Raw genomic sequence first — 15,632 nt, forward strand, 5'->3', positions numbered from 1 at the left:
GCCAGATAGAGCTCGATGTTTGAGGTCATGACGTCGGTGACGTGTGATGGGACCCGGGTGGCGGGGGCTGGGTGCGGCCGACGGCGCAGGGTCGGAGGCAGTTGTGGCGGTGGTTCCACACCTCGACGGCGCCGGGCTGCGCCACTAAGAAGCCCGGACTCACTCCCGCGCGGCCCGGTGTCCACAGCGCTGACATGAACGTGCCCGGCGTCGAAGCACCCCCGTGGGGATCGTTGGTATCCTGCGGTTCTTCTTCGATGTGCAACGCCGATGCGCCTGTGATGTCAGCGCTGTGGACACCAGCGACCTGCCAGGACCCGTCAGACCTCTTCCCCTCGACCTCACCCTCGCTTCCAGGGCCACCAGCACGCCCCGGACTCCCGCCCGAACGAGTACCTCAGAAGTGAGGAGACAGCACATGACGTGCCTCTGACGAATCACGTGCCTTTGACGAGGGCCGTTGCGTCAGGGGCCGCCCGGCCGGGCTCACGCGCGGTTGGCGAAGCGCTCCAGGAGGGCGGCGTCCCCGCCGACGACGAGCACGTCCTCGGCCGAGACCAGAGTGTCGGGGGTGGCGTACTCGAAGGGCTCGCCCGGGCTCATGAGGCCGAAGACCGTGATCCCATAGCGCGAGCGAACCTTGGACTGGCCGATGGTGAAGCCGTGCAGCTCCGTGGGCGGACGCATCTTGACAATGGTGAAACCGCCCTTCTCCATCTCGATGTAGTCGAGCATGCGACCCGACACGAGGTGGGCGGCGCGCTGCCCGGCGTCGAACTCGGGGTAGACGACGTGCTGGGCGCCGATACGGCGCAGGATGCGGCCGTGGGCACGGGAGATGGCCTTGGCCCAGATCTGGTGGGTCTCCAGGTCCACGAGGTTGCCGGTGATGAGGACGGAGGCCTCCAGGGAGGTCGCCACCCCCACGACCGCGGTGCCGAACTCGGTGGCGCCCAGCTGCTCGAGAGCCTCCACGTCCGTGGCGTCGGCCTCCACCAGGGGGATACGGCCGGTCCACTGGCGCACGATCGCGGGATTGGCCTCCACGGCCAGCACCTCGCGTCCCAGCCGGTCCAGGGTGGCGGCCACGGCCGAGCCGAAGCGCCCCAGCCCGATGACGAGCGTGGAGTCGGTGCGCGAGAGCGGGGCAGGCATGAGGTCTCCTGAGGTCGGCCGCGGGACAGTGACTCCTACGCTACCGCGTGCGGCGACGTCGGACGCTCAGGCTGATCCCGCAGACCACCAGGATCGTCGCCGCCCCGGCCAGGATCCAGGCCATCATCGTGAAGCCACCGGAGTAGGCCTCGATCTGCGCCCGGTCGATGAGCTGGGCCTTGAGGGTCTCGACGATCTGCTTGCCCGCGGGCGACTGAGGCAGGGCCTGGGCCCGCATCATCGCCTCCATGGCTGCCGCCTTGACCTGCGCGGCGTGGTCGGTCACGTAGTCCTCGGCGTGCTGGGTGGCGTAGGAGGTCATGAGCGCCACCCCGAAGGACCCGCCGATCTGCTGGGCGGCGCTCAGGATCGCCGAGGCCAGTCCGGTCCGCTTGGCATCCACTCCGCGAGTGCCGGAGTTGAAGGTGACTGGCATCGTCAGTCCCAGGCCCATCCCGAAGGCGATGAGGCCGGGCAGCGCCACCTGCTCGTAAGTCGATTCCGTGGTCATGCGCGAGAAGATGAGGAAGGATCCCGTCAATACCGCCAGCCCCAGCGGCAGGGTGCCGCGCGCCCCGAGCCTGGGCACGATGACGCGCCCGGCCGGGATCGCGGTGGCGATCAGCGCAAGGACCATTGGGAGGAAGACGACCCCGCTCTTGAAGGGCGAGTAGCCGAAGTGGTTCTGCATGTAGTAGGTCAGGTAGATGATCGCCCCCATCTGGGCGGCGCCGGCGACGAACTGTGTGGCGTAGGAGGCTGCGCGCACGGGCAGTGCCATCATCGACAGGGGCAGCACCGGGCGGCTCGCGAAGCGCTCGCGGACCACGAACAGCACCGCGGCGATGCCGCCGAGTGCCAGCCAGCTGACGGTGGACGTCGAGGTCCAGGAGGTCTGCTGGGCCCGGTCGAGCCCGTAGACGGCGCTGAAGCAGGCCCCGCATCCCAGGACCAGGCCGGTCAGGTCGTCAGTGATGCGTGAGCGGCGGTCGCGCTGGTCGGCCGGTGGGAGGCTGCGCTGCCCGATGAGCAGAGAGGTGGCGGCCAGGAGAATGTTGATGTAGAGGGCCCAGCGCCAGCTGAACCAGTCGGTCAGCGCCCCGCCGACGAGCAGTCCGACGGCCGCTCCCAGGCCGCCAGTGGCGCCGAAGATCGCGAAGACCCTCTCGCGCTCACTGCGCTCGGTGAAGGTCACGTTGAGCAGTGACTGTGAGGTGGGGGCCAGCAGGGCGCCGAAGCAGCCCTGGGCCACGCGGGCCACCAGCAGGACGGGGAAGGAGGTCGCCATTCCGGCTGCGAGGCTGGCGATCCCGAATCCGATCAGACCGACCTGGTAGGAGCGGCGGATGCCGACCACGGCGCAGAGCCTTCCCCCGAAGAGCACGAGGCCGCCGAAGGCCAGGCTGTAGCCGGTGACCGTCCACGGGCTCTGGGACACGGTCATTCCCAGGTCCTCCTGCATGTGCGGCAGGGCGATGGCGATGATCGTCAGGTCCAGGACGATCATCAGCTGGGTGAGGACGGCGCTGACCATGACCGCGCGGCGATTGGGATGCCGTGCAGTCACGGGGGTCTGCTCCTGCGTGTCCTGTGCCGGTTCGGTCTGTCTGAGAGTGGATGTCGCCGTGGGTGTCATCGCGGACCTCCATATCAAAACTATCGTTTTCGTTTGCGTCTGGGAGTCTAGGCTTCCCTGCGATGCCTAGTCAACAACGATCGTTTCGATTTGTGGTGTCTCGGGTCACCTATGCTGGGGGCATGCCACGAGTGAGCGCCGCCTACCGGGAGCGTCAGTCCGGCCGCATCCTGCAGGCCGCCGAGGAGTGCTTCGCCCGCAACGGCTTCCAGGCCACCTCCATGGACGAGGTCATCGCAACGGCCGGGATGTCGTCGTCGACCGTGTATCGCTACTTCCCCGAGGGCAAGCGCTCGCTCATGCGCGAGGTCCTGACTCGACGGATGGGGCCGCTCGTCGAGCGGATCAAGCAGCTCGCCGAGTCCGAGGCACTGCCGGACTTCAAGCAGGGATTCATCGAGGCGCTCGTCCTGCTCAACTACGAGCGCGACGACATTGAGCAGCACGCCGGCGAGGCCGACTCCGCCTCGCGGCGGGCCTCCGCTGGGCGAGGCGAGGTCCGCAAGGACGCTGACGACGTCGGACTGAGTGCCTGGGCGCCACTGGCCTACCACGCCTGGGGTGAGCTGACTCGTGATCCCGAGATGCGCGTCATGGTCCAGGAGAACTACCAGGACATCCGCAGCGGCCTCATCCGCCTGTGCCGCAACGGGCAGAGGGTGGGGACGATCTCCTGCCGCCTGAGTCCCGAGCAGCTGGCCTCCCTCATCCAGAGCTTCTCCTTCGGACTCATCGTTGAGCAGCTCATTACCGGCCGCGCAGATGTGGAGAGTGCGGCCGCGACCCTCGGGCACCTGCTCGCCCCGGACGAGCCGGGATCCGAGGGGAGCTGATCGTTCCTGCTGGTGTCTGCGGGCTCTCGGGTGAGCAGGTGCGGACAACGGGGCGACGGGCGCTAGCCGATCATCGGGCTGGCCTCGGGCATTCGGATGACGCGGCGCCGCTCGCGCAGCGCCAGGGCGCTGGCCGCCGTCATCGTGCCCACACGGCCGACGAACATGAGCGCCACGATGACGTACTTGGCCCCGTCCGGCAGGGAGGGCGTGATGCCCGTGGACAGGCCCACGGTCGCGAAGGCGCTGATGACCTCGAAGAGGATCCGGTCCAGGGACAGGTTGGTCATCTGCAGGAGCAGGAGCGTGGCTAGTCCGATGATGCTGGATCCGATGAAGGCCACCGCCACGCTCAGGCGCACGGTCGAGGGGGTGATACGCCGCCCGAAGGCCTCGATGTCCTGGTCGCCGCGGGCCTCGGCGAGGATCGCCAGCAGCAGGACCGCGAAGGTCGTCACCTTGATGCCGCCGGCCGTCGAGGCCGAGCCGCCCCCGACGAACATGAGGGCGTCCTGGAGGAACCAGGTCGCCTCGTGCATGTGCTCGGGTGGGATCGTGGACAGTCCCGAGGAGCGGGCGTTGACGCCGTTGATCAGAGCGGTCATGATCTTCCCGCTCGTGGGTAGGGAGCCGTAGGTGAGCGGGTTGTTCCACTCGAAGGTGGCGATGGCGAGGGTCGAGGCGACCGTGAGGGCCAGGTAGGTCGTCAGGGTGAGCTTGGTGTGCAGGCTCCATGTGCGGGGGTGGCGGCGTCGGCCCATGATGTCCAGGATGACGGGGAATCCGACGGCGCCCATGAAGGTCCCCAGGATGATCGGCAGGCCGATCCACCAGTCGGTGGAGTAGGCCGCCAGTCCCTCGGGCATGATGACGAAGCCGGCGTTGTTGAAGATCGACAGCGCCATGAAGAACGCGTACCACAGGGCGTGGCCCACATCGAGACCGTGACTGAGGAAGCGGGGCAGCAGTATGAGAATGAGGAAGAGCTCGCAGCCGGTGGCCGTGTAGATGACGGCGCGCAGCAGCCGGCCCACCTCGCCCAGGCGCGACTGGTTCTCCGAGGCCGCCAGCATCCGCTGGGTCAGTCCTACGTGCCGGGACACCGCCAGGGACAGCAGTGAGGCCAGGGTCATGACGCCCAGCCCGCCCACGGCCGCGGCCAGGATGATGACGACGTGCCCGAAGGTGGACCAGTAGGTCGCCGTGTCCACCGTGTTCAGGCCGGTGACGCACACCGCTGAGGTGGCGGTGAACAGGGCGTCGAGGAAGTCGGAGTGCTTTCCGCTCGCCGTGGCGATCGGGAGGCTGAGCAGAAGCGTGACCACCATGATGATGGCCGCGAAGACGGTGACAGCCAGCCGGGCCGGGTAGAAGCGGGCGGCCCGTGCGATCTGGCTGAGTGGCTCGATGTGTCTGAGCAGGCGGCGCAGCCCGGTGGGCTCTGTGCCCGGCAGCGGGGGGAGGGGTGACGGCTCCTCGAGGGGGCCGGCTCCCTGTCCGATGGCCGGGTGCTTCTTGCGCCGCTTCCACGGGCGGCCGACGACGCCCACGAGCGGGGCGTGCCAGTGGGCCTGACGGCGCTTGCCGGCCTGGGGGGAGCCATGCTTTCCGGCCGGCTTCTCGCCGCGGGGTGTGCGGCCGGGCTCCGGCTCCTGGGCGGTGTCTGTCTGGGGCACGGTCGCCATTGTGGTCCCGCTGGTGCGACTTCGCCACGTCTGCCAGCGTTGTGGGCCGGGCGTGTTCGGGCGGAGGCGGTGCCCGGGACTCGGTGCTCGCCGCAGTGGCGGCCGAGCTCTGAGGCGGATCAGTGAGGTTGCGACAGCGACAATTGGTGTCCGAGTGTGAAATGCGACGCCTGTTGCGAATGGTGCCCGAGAAACCCTGTGCGAAGGCTGGTGCGGAGATATATTGGCGGTGTTCCTGCCCCGACGGGGCCACCCGCGACGAACGGACCTCAAGCTCATGGCACCGGGCCTTCCCACATCCCCCAGCGCCTCCGGCGCCCCCTCGTTCCTCACCGTGGCTGAGGTGGCGGCGATGCTGCGCGTGTCCAAGATGACCGTCTACCGAATGGTGCACTCCGGCGACCTGCCTGCGATGCAGGTCGGGCGCTCTTTCCGCGTCCCTGAGCGCGCCGTTCACGACTACCTGTCTGCGGGGCTGGGTGACTGGGGCCACGACGCGTCAGAGGCATCAGGGTCCTAGGAACCGCTACACTCAGGCGGTCACCTGCGTGGTCGGCCGCTGAGCCTCACGCGCCGACCAACCGCCCCCATGGCATAACCCTCGCCGGCCTGCCTCGGCCCGCAGGGAGGGTCTGCGGGCACTAGAAGCGAACTGCGAGGAGATCTCATGGGATCCGTCATCAAGAAGCGCCGCAAGCGCATGGCCAAGAAGAAGCACCGCAAGCTGCTTCGCAAGACGCGTCACCAGCGTCGCAACAAGAAGTGAGACGAGCGGCCCGTCCGCGCCTCGGGGCTCCGTGCACACCGCTGGTGTGAGCGGGGCCCTGCTTGTCTCACGAGGAACTGATCAGGAAGAGCGGAGACCTTCGTTGACCACCACCCCAGATGATCGCACCCCTGCTGAAGCCCCGGCTGCGCCGTCAGCGCCGTCAACCGAGCCGCAGCTGGTGGAAGGCGACTGCACCGTCCCACTGAGCGTCGACGTCGACCCGTCCGCCTGGCCCGCACCCGTCCAGGCTCTGGCGCACACGCCCGGCTCCGGTGCCCGGCCGACCACTCTGGCCGAGCTGACCACGCTTCGTGTGGGCGGCCCGGTGGGCAGCTACGTCGAGGCCACCACACAGAGCGAGCTGACCGAGGCGATCCGCGAGGCCGACGCCGCCGGAACGCCCGTCCTCGTCATCGGCGGCGGCTCCAACATCATGGCCTCCGATGCCGGCTTCGACGGGCTCGTCATCCGGGACGCCCGCGCCGAGGTCTCACTCGTCTCGGACTCGGTGTGCGGCGGCGTCGAGGTCACTGCCACCGCCGGCACCACCTGGGACGACCTGGTGCGCGAGGCCATCGCCAGCCAGTGGGGCGGGTTCGCGCCCCTGTCCGGGATCCCCGGCACGGTGGGCGCCGCCCCCGTGCAGAACATCGGGGCCTACGGCGCCGAGGTCGCCGAGCTCATCGCCAGCGTGCGCGCCTGGGACCGACTGCGCAACCGGGTGGTCTGGCTGGCCCTGGGCGAGCTGAGGCTGGCCTACCGGGACTCGCGCCTCAAGCAGTCCCTCACCGACACCGAGGTGGGCGGCGGACGCCTGTGGGGGCCGACCGGACGCTGGGTGGTCCTCGACGCTACCTTCGCCGTGCGACAGGGCTCCCTGTCCTCCCGGATCGCCTACTCCCAGCTGGCCGGGACGCTCGGCGTCGAGCTGGGCGAGCGCGTGCCCGAGCGCGAGCTGCGCGAGGCGGTCCTCGAGCTGCGCCGCTCCAAGGGGATGGTGCTGGACGGCACCGACCATGACACCTGGTCGGCCGGATCCTTCTTCACCAACCCGATCCTGACCACGGCCGAGGCTGAGCACCTGCCCAAGGATGCGCCCCGCTTCCCGGTCACCGACCACTCGCAGGTGGTGCTTGGCACCAAGGAGGCCCCCGTCATTGAGGGGCTGGTCAAGACCAGCGCCGCCTGGCTCATTGACCACGCGGGCTTCACCAAGGGCTTCGCCGTGGAGGCCGGCGCCCCGGCCGGACTGTCCACCAAGCACGTGCTGGCGCTGACCAACCGGGGCGGCGCGACCGGTGCGGACCTGGCGCGCCTGCGTGACGCGGTGGTGGCCGGGGTGCGCGAGCGCTACGGCGTCACCCTCGTGCCCGAGCCCGTCCAGGTCGGCTTCTAGGCCGTCACTCCAGAGCCGCGTCGGCCCCGGGCTCGCTGCGCGAGTACACGGTTCGTCGGGACATCTCTTGCCTTGCGCGGCAGGCGCAGCCGGCACAGCCCACGAGCCTCGGGCGCGTCAGCGTGTCCCTGCGTGCCTGCAGGTTCTAGACCCCCGAGTGCGGAAGCGCGTCAGGCTTCGAGATCGCTGGCCTCCGGGCCGTCGGACTGTGCTCCCGGAACCTGGTCGGGTGCCGCCAGCCAGGCGTCCACCTCGGCCAGCCAGGCCCGCTTCGCCGTCGGTGAGGCCAGGCAGGCGCGGATCGACCCGCGGGCCAGCTCGGCCAGCTCGGCGTCGTCGCAGCCCAGGGCCCGGGCGATCTCGTACTGGTCGACGAGCCGGGACTGGAAGAGCAGGGGGTCGTCAGCACTCAGGGCGATCTGTGCCCCATGGCTCATGAGCGTACGCAGGGGGACGTCGTCGGGGCTGTGATAGACGCCCAGGCTCACGTTGGAGGCGGGGCAGACCTCAAGGCTGATGCCGGAGGCGACGATCGCATCCAGCAGGGTGGGGTCCTCACCGGCGCGTACCCCGTGGCCCAGGCGTGTGGGGCTGAGTGCGGAGACGACCTCGCGCAGGTGGTCGGGCCCTAAGAGCTCCCCTCCGTGCGGCATGGAGGCCAGGCCGCCCCGGCGGGCGATGGCGAAGGCTCGCTCCCAGGAGGAGGTCTGCCCGGCGCGTTCATCGTTGGACAGGCCGAAGCCGATCACCTCGCCCGGCTGATCCCCGGCGTAGCGCACTGCCAGGCGTGCGAGCGTGCGGGCATCCAGCGGGTGACGCATCCGGGAGGCCGCCACGATGACTGCCACCTCCACCCCGCTCAGGGTCGTGGCCTGCTTGGCGGCGTCGAGGATGATCTCCAGGGCCGGGGTGATCCCGCCGACGAAGGGGGCGTAGCTGGTCGGATCGACCTGGATCTCCAGGCGGCGCGAGCCCTCGGCGGCGTCATCCAGGGCGGCCTCCAGGACGATGCGACGCATGACCTCCTCCGTGCGCACCAGGGCCCGGGCCGTGTCGTAGGCGCGCTGGAAGCGGAACCAGCCGCGCCGGTCGGCGGGGACTCGTAGGGGGTCGCCGTCCAGGAAGTTCGAGGGCAGGCGCGTGCGCGCGCTGGAGGCCAGCTCGATGAGGGTCTCCAGGCGCATCGACCCCGTGAAGTGCAGGTGCAGGTGCGCCTTGGGAAGGGTGGCGAGGTCTCGCATGGGTGGATTCTTCCACGCGTTCGCACCTCACCGGCAGTTCTCCCGCGCGAGGCGGGAGCGGGAGGCGCCGAAGTGTCACGATTGGCGACTTTTCCGGTGGGCTCCGACAGGCTGTGACAGGAGGGAAGGCTTGGACCTGCGCAGATAGGGGTAGGGGCCCGGTGAACCCTTCCCGCCTCCATCTAAAAGTCGCCAGGAGTGACATCTGGGTGGATTCCGAGGCGGTGCGCCACTGGGGAGACGATCCGCACCGTCTCCCGATCCAGTACCTGGTTGCTGGTGAGGCGCAGCGGGGTGAGACCGCGCGCGAGAGCGGCCTGATCGCGCAGGTGGTCGCACTGCCAGTCCGGGCGGGAGGAGTGGTAGGTGTAGCCGTCGGTCTCGATGAGCAATGCAGGACAAGCCGCTGCGGTGAGGACATGGGTGCCCTCCGCCGGCCCGGGAACGATCGCCTGAGGTCTTCGGCTGAGCACCAGGTCCACCTCGCCGACCCCGTCCACGCTCACCGCCGCGACGGGGCGGTATCCGGCCTGCTTCAGGTCGTAGCGGGCGATCGTCTCCAGCAGGGAGCGAGCCCCCGGGCGGGCCTGAGAGAGCAGGGAGCGCAGCGGTGCGTTGCGCGGGCCAGGTAAGGCGGATGCCAGCTGCGCGTGGGTCGTGTATCCCAGGCGCAGGGCCGCATCGAGTGCGATGAGGGCATCGAGCTCATCGGCGCAGCGCATGTAGCAGATGAGGGCCTGCTCGACCTGCGCCACTGGTGGCTGGGTGTCCTCGGGGAGCGACAGCCCCCTGACGCGGTGGACCACCGTGCGGCCGATCGCGTCGGGAACGCGGCTGCGCTGCGCCGGGATGGCGACATGGAGAACACCGGGTGATGTCCTCATCGGGATGCCGTAGTGCTTCATCGCGTGTCCGCAGCTCACCACGCCTCCCAGTCGGCGGCAGGTGATGACGAAGGCCTTGGCCGACGGCAGGGCCACGACGTGACCGGGGTGGGAGGCCAGCGCCTTCTCAGACAGCATGCGTGCCACCGTTCTGCGCTCTGACCGGGTGAGGCTCAGGGACGAGAGTCGGGCTGCGCCGTTCCTGGCCAGTAGCCGGGCGCGTACATCGCTGCGGCGGGCATCATCAAACATATTTAAATCATGTCAAACAGTGTTCAGAGGTGAAAGGCATGACCCGGCGCTGTGGATAACTTCGGGCTTGCCTCGGTGTTGCCAGTGCCGTCGGTGTCACGATTGGCGACTTTTCCGGCAGGCGCGGCAGCCTGTATCAGGGGAGGAAGGCGCGGACCTGCACAGATAGGAGAGAGAGGCCCGGTCACACCCGCCTTGCTCCACCTAAAAGTCGCCAGGAGTGACAGATCTGTGCACCTGCACGTACTCGACCTCGGTCACCCAGTGCATCGCCCCGGGGTGGGTGGGCTTCCGCTGTTGTCGAACACCGGGGGTCGTTTTGGAGGCGAACCACCAGGTGGGTGGGGCAGACTAACCGCTATGAACCACTCGTCGGCGTCCCAGGAGCCCGAGGAGGTGGCCCTGCTGACGGGGCCGCGTGCCGCGTCCGTGCTCTCCGCCGCCCTCGCCCCGGCTGGCCAGCGTCTGGCCAGCTGGGAGGTCCACTCAGTCCACCATCGCCCCGGAGCAGGGGTGTCCGTGGGGTACACGGCCGTTGTCGTCGCACCCAACGGGCGTTCCACCACCGAGTACCTGTGTGCCACGACGGCTCGCCTGTCCAACCCGCACGCACCGGGACTGACCCGGGTGGCCCCCACCGGCGGGGACGGCCCCGCGGTCCACGTGTGGCGCCACCCGGCCGACCCCGAGCTTCCCGGCCTGGTAGTGGCCTGCACGCCCTCGCTGCTCTCGGCCCGGATCGGCACGCAGGTCAAGGCCACGATGGTCGCCTACCGGCCCACCCGTCGAGCGGTCGTGCGCGCCACCTTCCCGGATGAGACCACCGCCTACGCCAAGGTCCTGCGCCCGAGCCAGGCCCCGTCCTTCGCCCAGCGCCACCGCCTGCTGACGGCGTCAGGCGTGCCCGCGCCCGAGGTCCTGCGGGAGGACCCCGATGGGCTCGTCCTGCTGTCCACCGGTCGGGGAGTGGCCCTGTCCGGCCTGCTGTCCCAGGGTATGAGCGTCTCGCGCAGCGAACGCGTCTTCAACGGCCTCATCTCGCTGCTGGACGCCCTGCCGGCCAGCGCCATGCAGCTGCCGGCGCACGCCGCCTGGTCGGAACGGGCCCGCCACTACGCGCACGCCGCCGCCACGGTCCTGCCCGAGCACGCCGCCCGTGCCCGGGCCGTGGCCGAGGGGGTCGAGCAGCTCATGGCCGCCTCCGACGCCGGCCGACCGGTCCCGGTCCACGGCGACTTCTACGAGGCTAATGTCCTCATGGAGGGCGAGTCCGTCACCAGCCTGCTCGACGTGGACTCCCTGGGGCCCGGCTACCGGGTTGACGACCTGGCCTGCCTGCTGGGGCACGTCAGCGTGCTGGACCACCTGGCGCCCGCCTCCTACCCGAAGCTGCGTCCCATCCTGGAGACCTGGACCCGCATGGCCGAGCAGCAGGTGGATCCGGTCTCCCTGCGTGCGCGCTGCGCCGGCGTGGTCCTGTCCCTGGTGGCCGGTGCCCGCCGCGAGGACGGCGGCCCGTGGCGCCCCGACGCCGAGGGCCGCCTGGCCCGCGCCGAGACCTGGCTGGCGCAGGGCCGCGAGATCCAGGCCCGCCGCGGCGCCCACTGAAGCCCGCCGATCTCACGCCGAGCCGGGCATTTTTCGCGGTGCCCTACAGAATTTCTGTGGGGCTACGCGAGAAATGCCCGGCTCGGGGCACTCAGAATCTGACGTGCGACTCCCTGGAGATGGTGAAACCGCGTCCGGTGATCGTGTTCCAGCAGGTCATCCCCTTGGACTGTGAGGTGCAGGCGTAGTCGGAGAACGTCGTGGTCTCTCCGTACTGCAGCGTGTGGAAGGTGTCCCCAGGCTGTCCCAGGTACTCCTCTCCGCAGCGGATCTCGGTGCGACCAGCGAGGGCCACGATGGAGAACTCCCGGTTGGGGCAGTCCTGCATCCCGGAGGAGGCGTAGCTCCGTTCCAGGATTGAGCAGCCCACCCCCTCCTCGTAAAGGATGCAGGAGATGTTCTTCGACGGGGTGTCCACGTACTGGTAGGAGAAGGTCTTGGCTGATGGGGGAAGAGTCGGTCCCTTGTCGGGTAGTGGTGTCGCTTCGGCCTCGGTGGCGTCTGCGGTCGGTTGGGCGGTCTGCCCCGCCGATGTTCCTGCCGTCTGGGCGGGGACCGGTGCGGTGGAAGCGGCGGAAGCCGCTTCCGTTCCCGACTGTCGATCTCGTTTCGCCAGCAGCATCCCGGCGAAGGTTCCGGCGGCGGCGACGGCCAGGACCAGGGTGGTGACCAGGGCGGCTATCAGCCCGGTGCGGGACCCGGTGCGGGAGGCCGGCCGGGGCTCGGATGGTTCGACGGGCGCTGTCTGGGCAGGTGCTGGTGTGGCTGCCAGCGTCGGCATGGCCGGTAAGGTCTTGAGGACCTCCGTGCGAGGATCTGCCTGCACCGTCGCTCTCGCAGGAGCCCCGGTGTGCGGTGAGGCGGCGTGCGGCGAGATGCTGTAGTCGGTAGTCGTGAGCGAGGGCAGGGCCGCGGTCTCGGCCGTCCTGAGGTGAGTCGAGTCGGACGCTGTCGCCGCGCTCACCGGGGTTGCGGGTGAAACCTGAGACAAGTTGCCCAAGCCCATCTGGAGAATCCGCTCGCGCAGCACCGCGGGAAGCGCAGGATTGGCGGCGACGACCGGTCGCAGATCTGGAAATGCCTTGGCTAGGTACTCCAGCACCTCAGGCTCGGTACTGGGATCGGTGGCGCGACGTTCATCGTCTGGAGTGTGAGCTGGCACGAATCGGATGATAGGTCCCTGAAGGATACGGAATGCCCGTCCGCAACCACATTGGTATCAAACGCCGAGCCGGGCATTTTTCGCGGTGCCCTACAGAATTTCTGTGGGGCTACGCGAGAAATGCCCGGCTCGGTGAGGCGGAGGAGAGACGGAGCCTCAGGCGCTACTCGACCTCGGCCAGCAGCTTCTGGACCCGGCCCACGCCCTCGACCAGGTCGTCATCGCCCAGCGCGTAGGACAGTCGCACAAAGCCCGAGGGGCCGAAGGCCTCACCGGGAACGACAGCGACCTCAGCGTGCTCGAGGATGAGTGCGGCCAGCGTGGCCGAGCTGTCGATCGTGGTACCGCGCAGCGTGCGCCCCACGAGTCCCTCGATGCTGGGGTAGGCGTAGAAGGCGCCGCGGGGCACGGGCACGGTCAGCCCCTCGATCTGCGAGAGCATCTTCACCATGGTGCGCCGGCGCCGGTCGAAGGCAGTGCGCATCTGCTCGACGGCGGTCAGGTCACCGCTGACGGCCGCCAGCGCCGCGCGCTGCGAGACGTTGGCGACGTTGGAGGTCAGGTGCGACTGGAAGTTCGTGGCGGCCTTGATGACGTCGCTGGGGGCGATCATCCAGCCCACGCGCCAGCCGGTCATGGCGTAGGTCTTGGCCACGCCGTTGAGGACGATCGTCTGGTCGGCCAGCTCGGGAACCAGCTTGACGACGTGCGCGGCCTGGGCGCCGTCATAGAGGAGGTGCTCGTAGATCTCATCGGTGATGACCCAGATGCCGTGCTCCAGGGCCCACCGGCCGATGGCGGTGAGCTCCTCGGGCGTGTAGACCGAGCCGGTCGGGTTCGACGGCGAGCACAGCAGCAGCACCTTGGTGCGCTCGGTGCGTGCGGCCTCGAGCTGGTCGACACTGACCTTGTAGTCCTGGTCAGCACCGGCGAAGACCTCGACCGTGGTGCCCCCGGCCAGGGCGATGGCCTCGGGGTAGGTGGTCCAGTAGGGCGCGGGCAGCAGAACCTCGTCGCCGGGGTCGACGAGTGCGGCGAAGGCCTGGAAGACGGCCTGCTTGCCGCCGTTGGTGACCAGGATGTCGTCGGGGGAGACCTCGTAGCCGGAGTCGCGCAGCGTCTTGGCGGCGATGGCCTCGCGCAGGACCGGCAGACCCTTGGCTGGGGAGTACTTGTGGTTGACCGGGTCCTTCGCGGCGGCGACGGCGGCCTCAACGATGTAGTCGGGCGTGGGGAAGTCGGGCTCTCCGGCGCCGAAGCCGATGACGGGGCGGCCGGCGGCCTTGAGGGCCTTGGCCTTGGCGTCGACGGCCAGGGTGGCGGAGGGGGCGATGGCGGACAGGCGGGCGGAAACGCGGTGCGTGGGTGCAGGTGTCACCCGACTATGGTCCCACGGCCTGCAAGGCCTGCACGTCTGAAAACATGTCTGATCCGTCAGCGATGGCACCGGGGTGCCTCCGGGGCTCCTCCGGAACCGCGGCAGGGCGGCAACGCCCCGGATGGCCCCGGCGTGGCGCACCCCACGGCCAGTGGTTACCGCAAAGGCCTTCTCGTATGGCAAACTAGAGCACCGCTGAAGGGCAGTGGCGCAATTGGTAGCGCACCGGTCTCCAAAACCGGCGGTTGTGGGTTCGAGTCCCGCCTGCCCTGCTGAGAACGGCGGATCTGTCGGGAGATCCCGTCGGTTTCGTCTTCTCCCCGCTGTGCGGGAACTGACCTGACCGTCGACCCTGAGGACCCAGATTCATGAGCGAGAGCGCACGCGCTGCGACAGGCAAGTCGGCCACGAAGCGCGGCTTGTTCGGGCGCATCGCCCTGTTCATCCGCCAGGTCATTGACGAGCTGCGCAAGGTCGTCTGGCCCACCATGAACGAGCTGTGGACCTACTTCACAGTGGTGGTCGTCTTCATCATCGCCATCATGGCCTTCACCGGGGTGCTGGACTTCGCCTTCAACCGGGCCGTCATGTGGCTCTTCGCCTGACCTCCCGGCTTCCGCGGCCGTGCCCTCACCGGGGATGCGCGGTTGCGCCCCTGACCATGTCTACTCCCGACGCCGCTGCTGCTCGCACGGCCTGTCGCATCCGCTCGTCTCACGCCACTGGAAAGCAGGTACACCATGTCTGAGGATGTCTCCTCGCAGACCACCCCCGATGACGTCGAGGCCCTCGCCTCGCTCGCGGCCGACGACGCCGGTGACGCCGGTGACGCCGTCGAGCCGGTCGAGGCCACCCAGGCCGATGCGACCGACGCCGCTGAGCCGGCCGTGCCGGTCGAGGAGGCGCCCGTCGTCGACCCGCTGGCCGAGTTCCGCCGCCAGATGTCGGCCCTGCCGGGGCAGTGGTACGTGCTGCACACCTACTCCGGCTACGAGCGCCGCGTGGCCGCCGACATCATGGCCCGCGCCGAGAACTTCGAGGTCGAGGACTACATCTTCGACGCCACCGTCCCCATGGAGACGGTCATCGAGATCAAGAACGGCAACAAGAAGAAGGAAGTCTCCCGGGTGCGCATTCCCGGCTACGTGTTCGTGCGCATGGACCTGGATGACCCGGAGACCTCGGACAAGGTGTGGCGCACCATCAAGGACACCCCGGCCGTCACCGGCTTCGTGGGGGACCGCTACAACCCGGTGCCGCTGACCTTCGAGGAGGCCGTCGCCCAGCTCGGCCCCACGCCCGAGGAGATCGCCGCCAAGGAGGCCGCCGCCGCGGAGGCCACGGCCCCCGAGTCCGGTTCCGGCACCCAGATCACCACCGGCGGGCAGGTCTTCGAGGTCGCCTTCGAGGTCGGCGAGTCCGTCATCGTCACCGACGGCCCCTTCGAGTCCCTGCCGGCGACGATCGCCGAGATCCACCCCGAGACCCAGAAGCTCCAGGTGCTCATCTCCCTGTTCGGCCGCGACACCCCGGCCGAGCTCTCCTTCACCCAGGTCGCCAAGATCTGAGGCGGACCTGAGGGCAGGCACCGTCAGCCCTTGTGGCCCGACGACGCGGAACAGCGTCGTCGGGC

Annotated in this window: 14 protein-coding genes and 1 tRNA gene; 8 read left to right on the forward strand and 7 right to left on the reverse strand. The window is 69.2% G+C overall.

Translation table 11 applies throughout. The features are described from left to right. Positions 1-486: 486 nt before the first annotated feature. Together HMPREF2883_RS12490 and HMPREF2883_RS12495 are read right to left on the reverse strand one after the other, a co-directional pair. On the reverse strand, positions 487-1,155 hold the full coding sequence (locus HMPREF2883_RS12490) for a potassium channel family protein (RefSeq protein ID WP_070662936.1): 669 nt from the start codon (positions 1,153-1,155) through the stop codon (positions 487-489). 40 nt (positions 1,156-1,195) lie between these two features. Then, entirely contained in the window at positions 1,196-2,791 is a 1,596-nt protein-coding gene (locus HMPREF2883_RS12495) for an MFS transporter (protein ID WP_070662937.1), read from the reverse strand. Positions 2,792-2,913: 122 nt separating this feature from the next. Here HMPREF2883_RS12495 and HMPREF2883_RS12500 point away from each other — a divergent pair, with 122 nt between their 5' ends. Then, complete coding sequence (locus HMPREF2883_RS12500; RefSeq protein WP_070662938.1) at positions 2,914-3,624, forward strand: TetR/AcrR family transcriptional regulator; 711 nt, start codon at positions 2,914-2,916, stop codon at positions 3,622-3,624. Between the two features lie 62 nt (positions 3,625-3,686). Here the strand turns inward: HMPREF2883_RS12500 and HMPREF2883_RS12505 are convergent, their stop codons facing one another. Then, positions 3,687-5,309 (reverse strand): TrkH family potassium uptake protein, encoded by a 1,623-nt coding sequence (locus tag HMPREF2883_RS12505; RefSeq protein WP_070662939.1) that lies wholly within the window; start codon positions 5,307-5,309, stop codon positions 3,687-3,689. A 277-nt stretch (positions 5,310-5,586) separates the two neighbouring features. Here HMPREF2883_RS12505 and HMPREF2883_RS12510 point away from each other — a divergent pair, with 277 nt between their 5' ends. The 3 genes from HMPREF2883_RS12510 to HMPREF2883_RS12515 all read left to right on the forward strand — a co-directional run bounded on the left by HMPREF2883_RS12510 (position 5,587) and on the right by HMPREF2883_RS12515 (position 7,474). Beyond that, positions 5,587-5,829, forward strand: coding sequence for a helix-turn-helix domain-containing protein (locus tag HMPREF2883_RS12510; RefSeq protein WP_003789249.1), 243 nt, complete (start codon positions 5,587-5,589; stop codon positions 5,827-5,829). Between the two features lie 147 nt (positions 5,830-5,976). Next, on the forward strand, positions 5,977-6,075 hold the full coding sequence (locus HMPREF2883_RS14430; protein WP_003792170.1) for a 30S ribosomal protein bS22: 99 nt from the start codon (positions 5,977-5,979) through the stop codon (positions 6,073-6,075). A gap of 103 nt (positions 6,076-6,178) precedes the next feature. After that, positions 6,179-7,474 (forward strand): UDP-N-acetylmuramate dehydrogenase, encoded by a 1,296-nt coding sequence (locus HMPREF2883_RS12515; RefSeq protein ID WP_070662940.1) that lies wholly within the window; start codon positions 6,179-6,181, stop codon positions 7,472-7,474. A gap of 170 nt (positions 7,475-7,644) precedes the next feature. On the opposite strand, the gene HMPREF2883_RS12520 is transcribed toward HMPREF2883_RS12515, so the two are convergent. Beyond that, entirely contained in the window at positions 7,645-8,715 is a 1,071-nt protein-coding gene (locus HMPREF2883_RS12520) for an adenosine deaminase (protein ID WP_070662941.1), read from the reverse strand. Between the two features lie 182 nt (positions 8,716-8,897). Then, a complete protein-coding gene (locus HMPREF2883_RS12525; RefSeq protein ID WP_256277481.1) occupies positions 8,898-9,737 on the reverse strand; it encodes a hypothetical protein in 840 nt (279 codons plus the stop codon). Between the two features lie 474 nt (positions 9,738-10,211). Here HMPREF2883_RS12525 and HMPREF2883_RS12530 point away from each other — a divergent pair, with 474 nt between their 5' ends. After that, positions 10,212-11,459 carry a phosphotransferase gene (locus HMPREF2883_RS12530; protein WP_060956678.1) on the forward strand — a complete coding sequence of 416 codons (1,248 nt, stop codon included), beginning with the start codon at positions 10,212-10,214 and terminating at the stop codon, positions 11,457-11,459. 91 nt (positions 11,460-11,550) lie between these two features. Here HMPREF2883_RS12530 and HMPREF2883_RS15670 read toward each other — a convergent pair whose 3' ends face one another. Both HMPREF2883_RS15670 and HMPREF2883_RS12540 read right to left on the reverse strand, forming a co-directional pair. Then, on the reverse strand, positions 11,551-12,621 hold the full coding sequence (locus tag HMPREF2883_RS15670) for a variant leucine-rich repeat-containing protein (protein ID WP_256277482.1): 1,071 nt from the start codon (positions 12,619-12,621) through the stop codon (positions 11,551-11,553). Between the two features lie 163 nt (positions 12,622-12,784). Continuing rightward, positions 12,785-13,999: a pyridoxal phosphate-dependent aminotransferase gene (locus HMPREF2883_RS12540; protein WP_070662943.1), complete on the reverse strand. Its 1,215-nt coding sequence runs from the start codon at positions 13,997-13,999 to the stop codon at positions 12,785-12,787. Between the two features lie 199 nt (positions 14,000-14,198). Between HMPREF2883_RS12540 and HMPREF2883_RS12545 the strand changes: the two genes are divergently transcribed. From HMPREF2883_RS12545 to nusG, 3 genes are all read left to right on the forward strand, one after another. Beyond that, positions 14,199-14,271, forward strand: a tRNA-Trp gene (locus HMPREF2883_RS12545). A 96-nt stretch (positions 14,272-14,367) separates the two neighbouring features. Continuing rightward, positions 14,368-14,604: a preprotein translocase subunit SecE gene (gene secE / locus HMPREF2883_RS12550; RefSeq protein ID WP_070662944.1), complete on the forward strand. Its 237-nt coding sequence runs from the start codon at positions 14,368-14,370 to the stop codon at positions 14,602-14,604. A 135-nt stretch (positions 14,605-14,739) separates the two neighbouring features. Then, positions 14,740-15,567: a transcription termination/antitermination protein NusG gene (gene nusG, locus HMPREF2883_RS12555; RefSeq protein ID WP_070662945.1), complete on the forward strand. Its 828-nt coding sequence runs from the start codon at positions 14,740-14,742 to the stop codon at positions 15,565-15,567. The last annotated feature ends 65 nt before the right edge of the window (positions 15,568-15,632 follow it).

It is taken from the genome of Actinomyces sp. HMSC075C01, assembly GCF_001812965.1.
In the GTDB taxonomy this organism is placed as follows: domain Bacteria; phylum Actinomycetota; class Actinomycetes; order Actinomycetales; family Actinomycetaceae; genus Actinomyces; species Actinomyces acetigenes.

What these genes read in the sequence shown, in the direction of transcription:
- HMPREF2883_RS14430 (WP_003792170.1), top strand. Translation starts at nt 5,977, where the DNA reads ATGGGATCCGTCATCAAGAAGCGCCGCAAGCGCATGGCCAAGAAGAAG.
- HMPREF2883_RS12505 (WP_070662939.1), bottom strand. Translation starts at nt 5,309, where the DNA reads ATGGCGACCGTGCCCCAGACAGACACCGCCCAGGAGCCGGAGCCCGGC.
- HMPREF2883_RS12510 (WP_003789249.1), top strand. Translation starts at nt 5,587, where the DNA reads ATGGCACCGGGCCTTCCCACATCCCCCAGCGCCTCCGGCGCCCCCTCG.
- HMPREF2883_RS12530 (WP_060956678.1), top strand. Translation starts at nt 10,212, where the DNA reads ATGAACCACTCGTCGGCGTCCCAGGAGCCCGAGGAGGTGGCCCTGCTG.
- HMPREF2883_RS12520 (WP_070662941.1), bottom strand. Translation starts at nt 8,715, where the DNA reads ATGCGAGACCTCGCCACCCTTCCCAAGGCGCACCTGCACCTGCACTTC.
- HMPREF2883_RS12500 (WP_070662938.1), top strand. Translation starts at nt 2,914, where the DNA reads ATGCCACGAGTGAGCGCCGCCTACCGGGAGCGTCAGTCCGGCCGCATC.
- HMPREF2883_RS12495 (WP_070662937.1), bottom strand. Translation starts at nt 2,791, where the DNA reads ATGACACCCACGGCGACATCCACTCTCAGACAGACCGAACCGGCACAG.
- HMPREF2883_RS12525 (WP_256277481.1), bottom strand. Translation starts at nt 9,737, where the DNA reads ATGCTGTCTGAGAAGGCGCTGGCCTCCCACCCCGGTCACGTCGTGGCC.
- nusG (WP_070662945.1), top strand. Translation starts at nt 14,740, where the DNA reads ATGTCTGAGGATGTCTCCTCGCAGACCACCCCCGATGACGTCGAGGCC.
- secE (WP_070662944.1), top strand. Translation starts at nt 14,368, where the DNA reads ATGAGCGAGAGCGCACGCGCTGCGACAGGCAAGTCGGCCACGAAGCGC.
- HMPREF2883_RS12490 (WP_070662936.1), bottom strand. Translation starts at nt 1,155, where the DNA reads ATGCCTGCCCCGCTCTCGCGCACCGACTCCACGCTCGTCATCGGGCTG.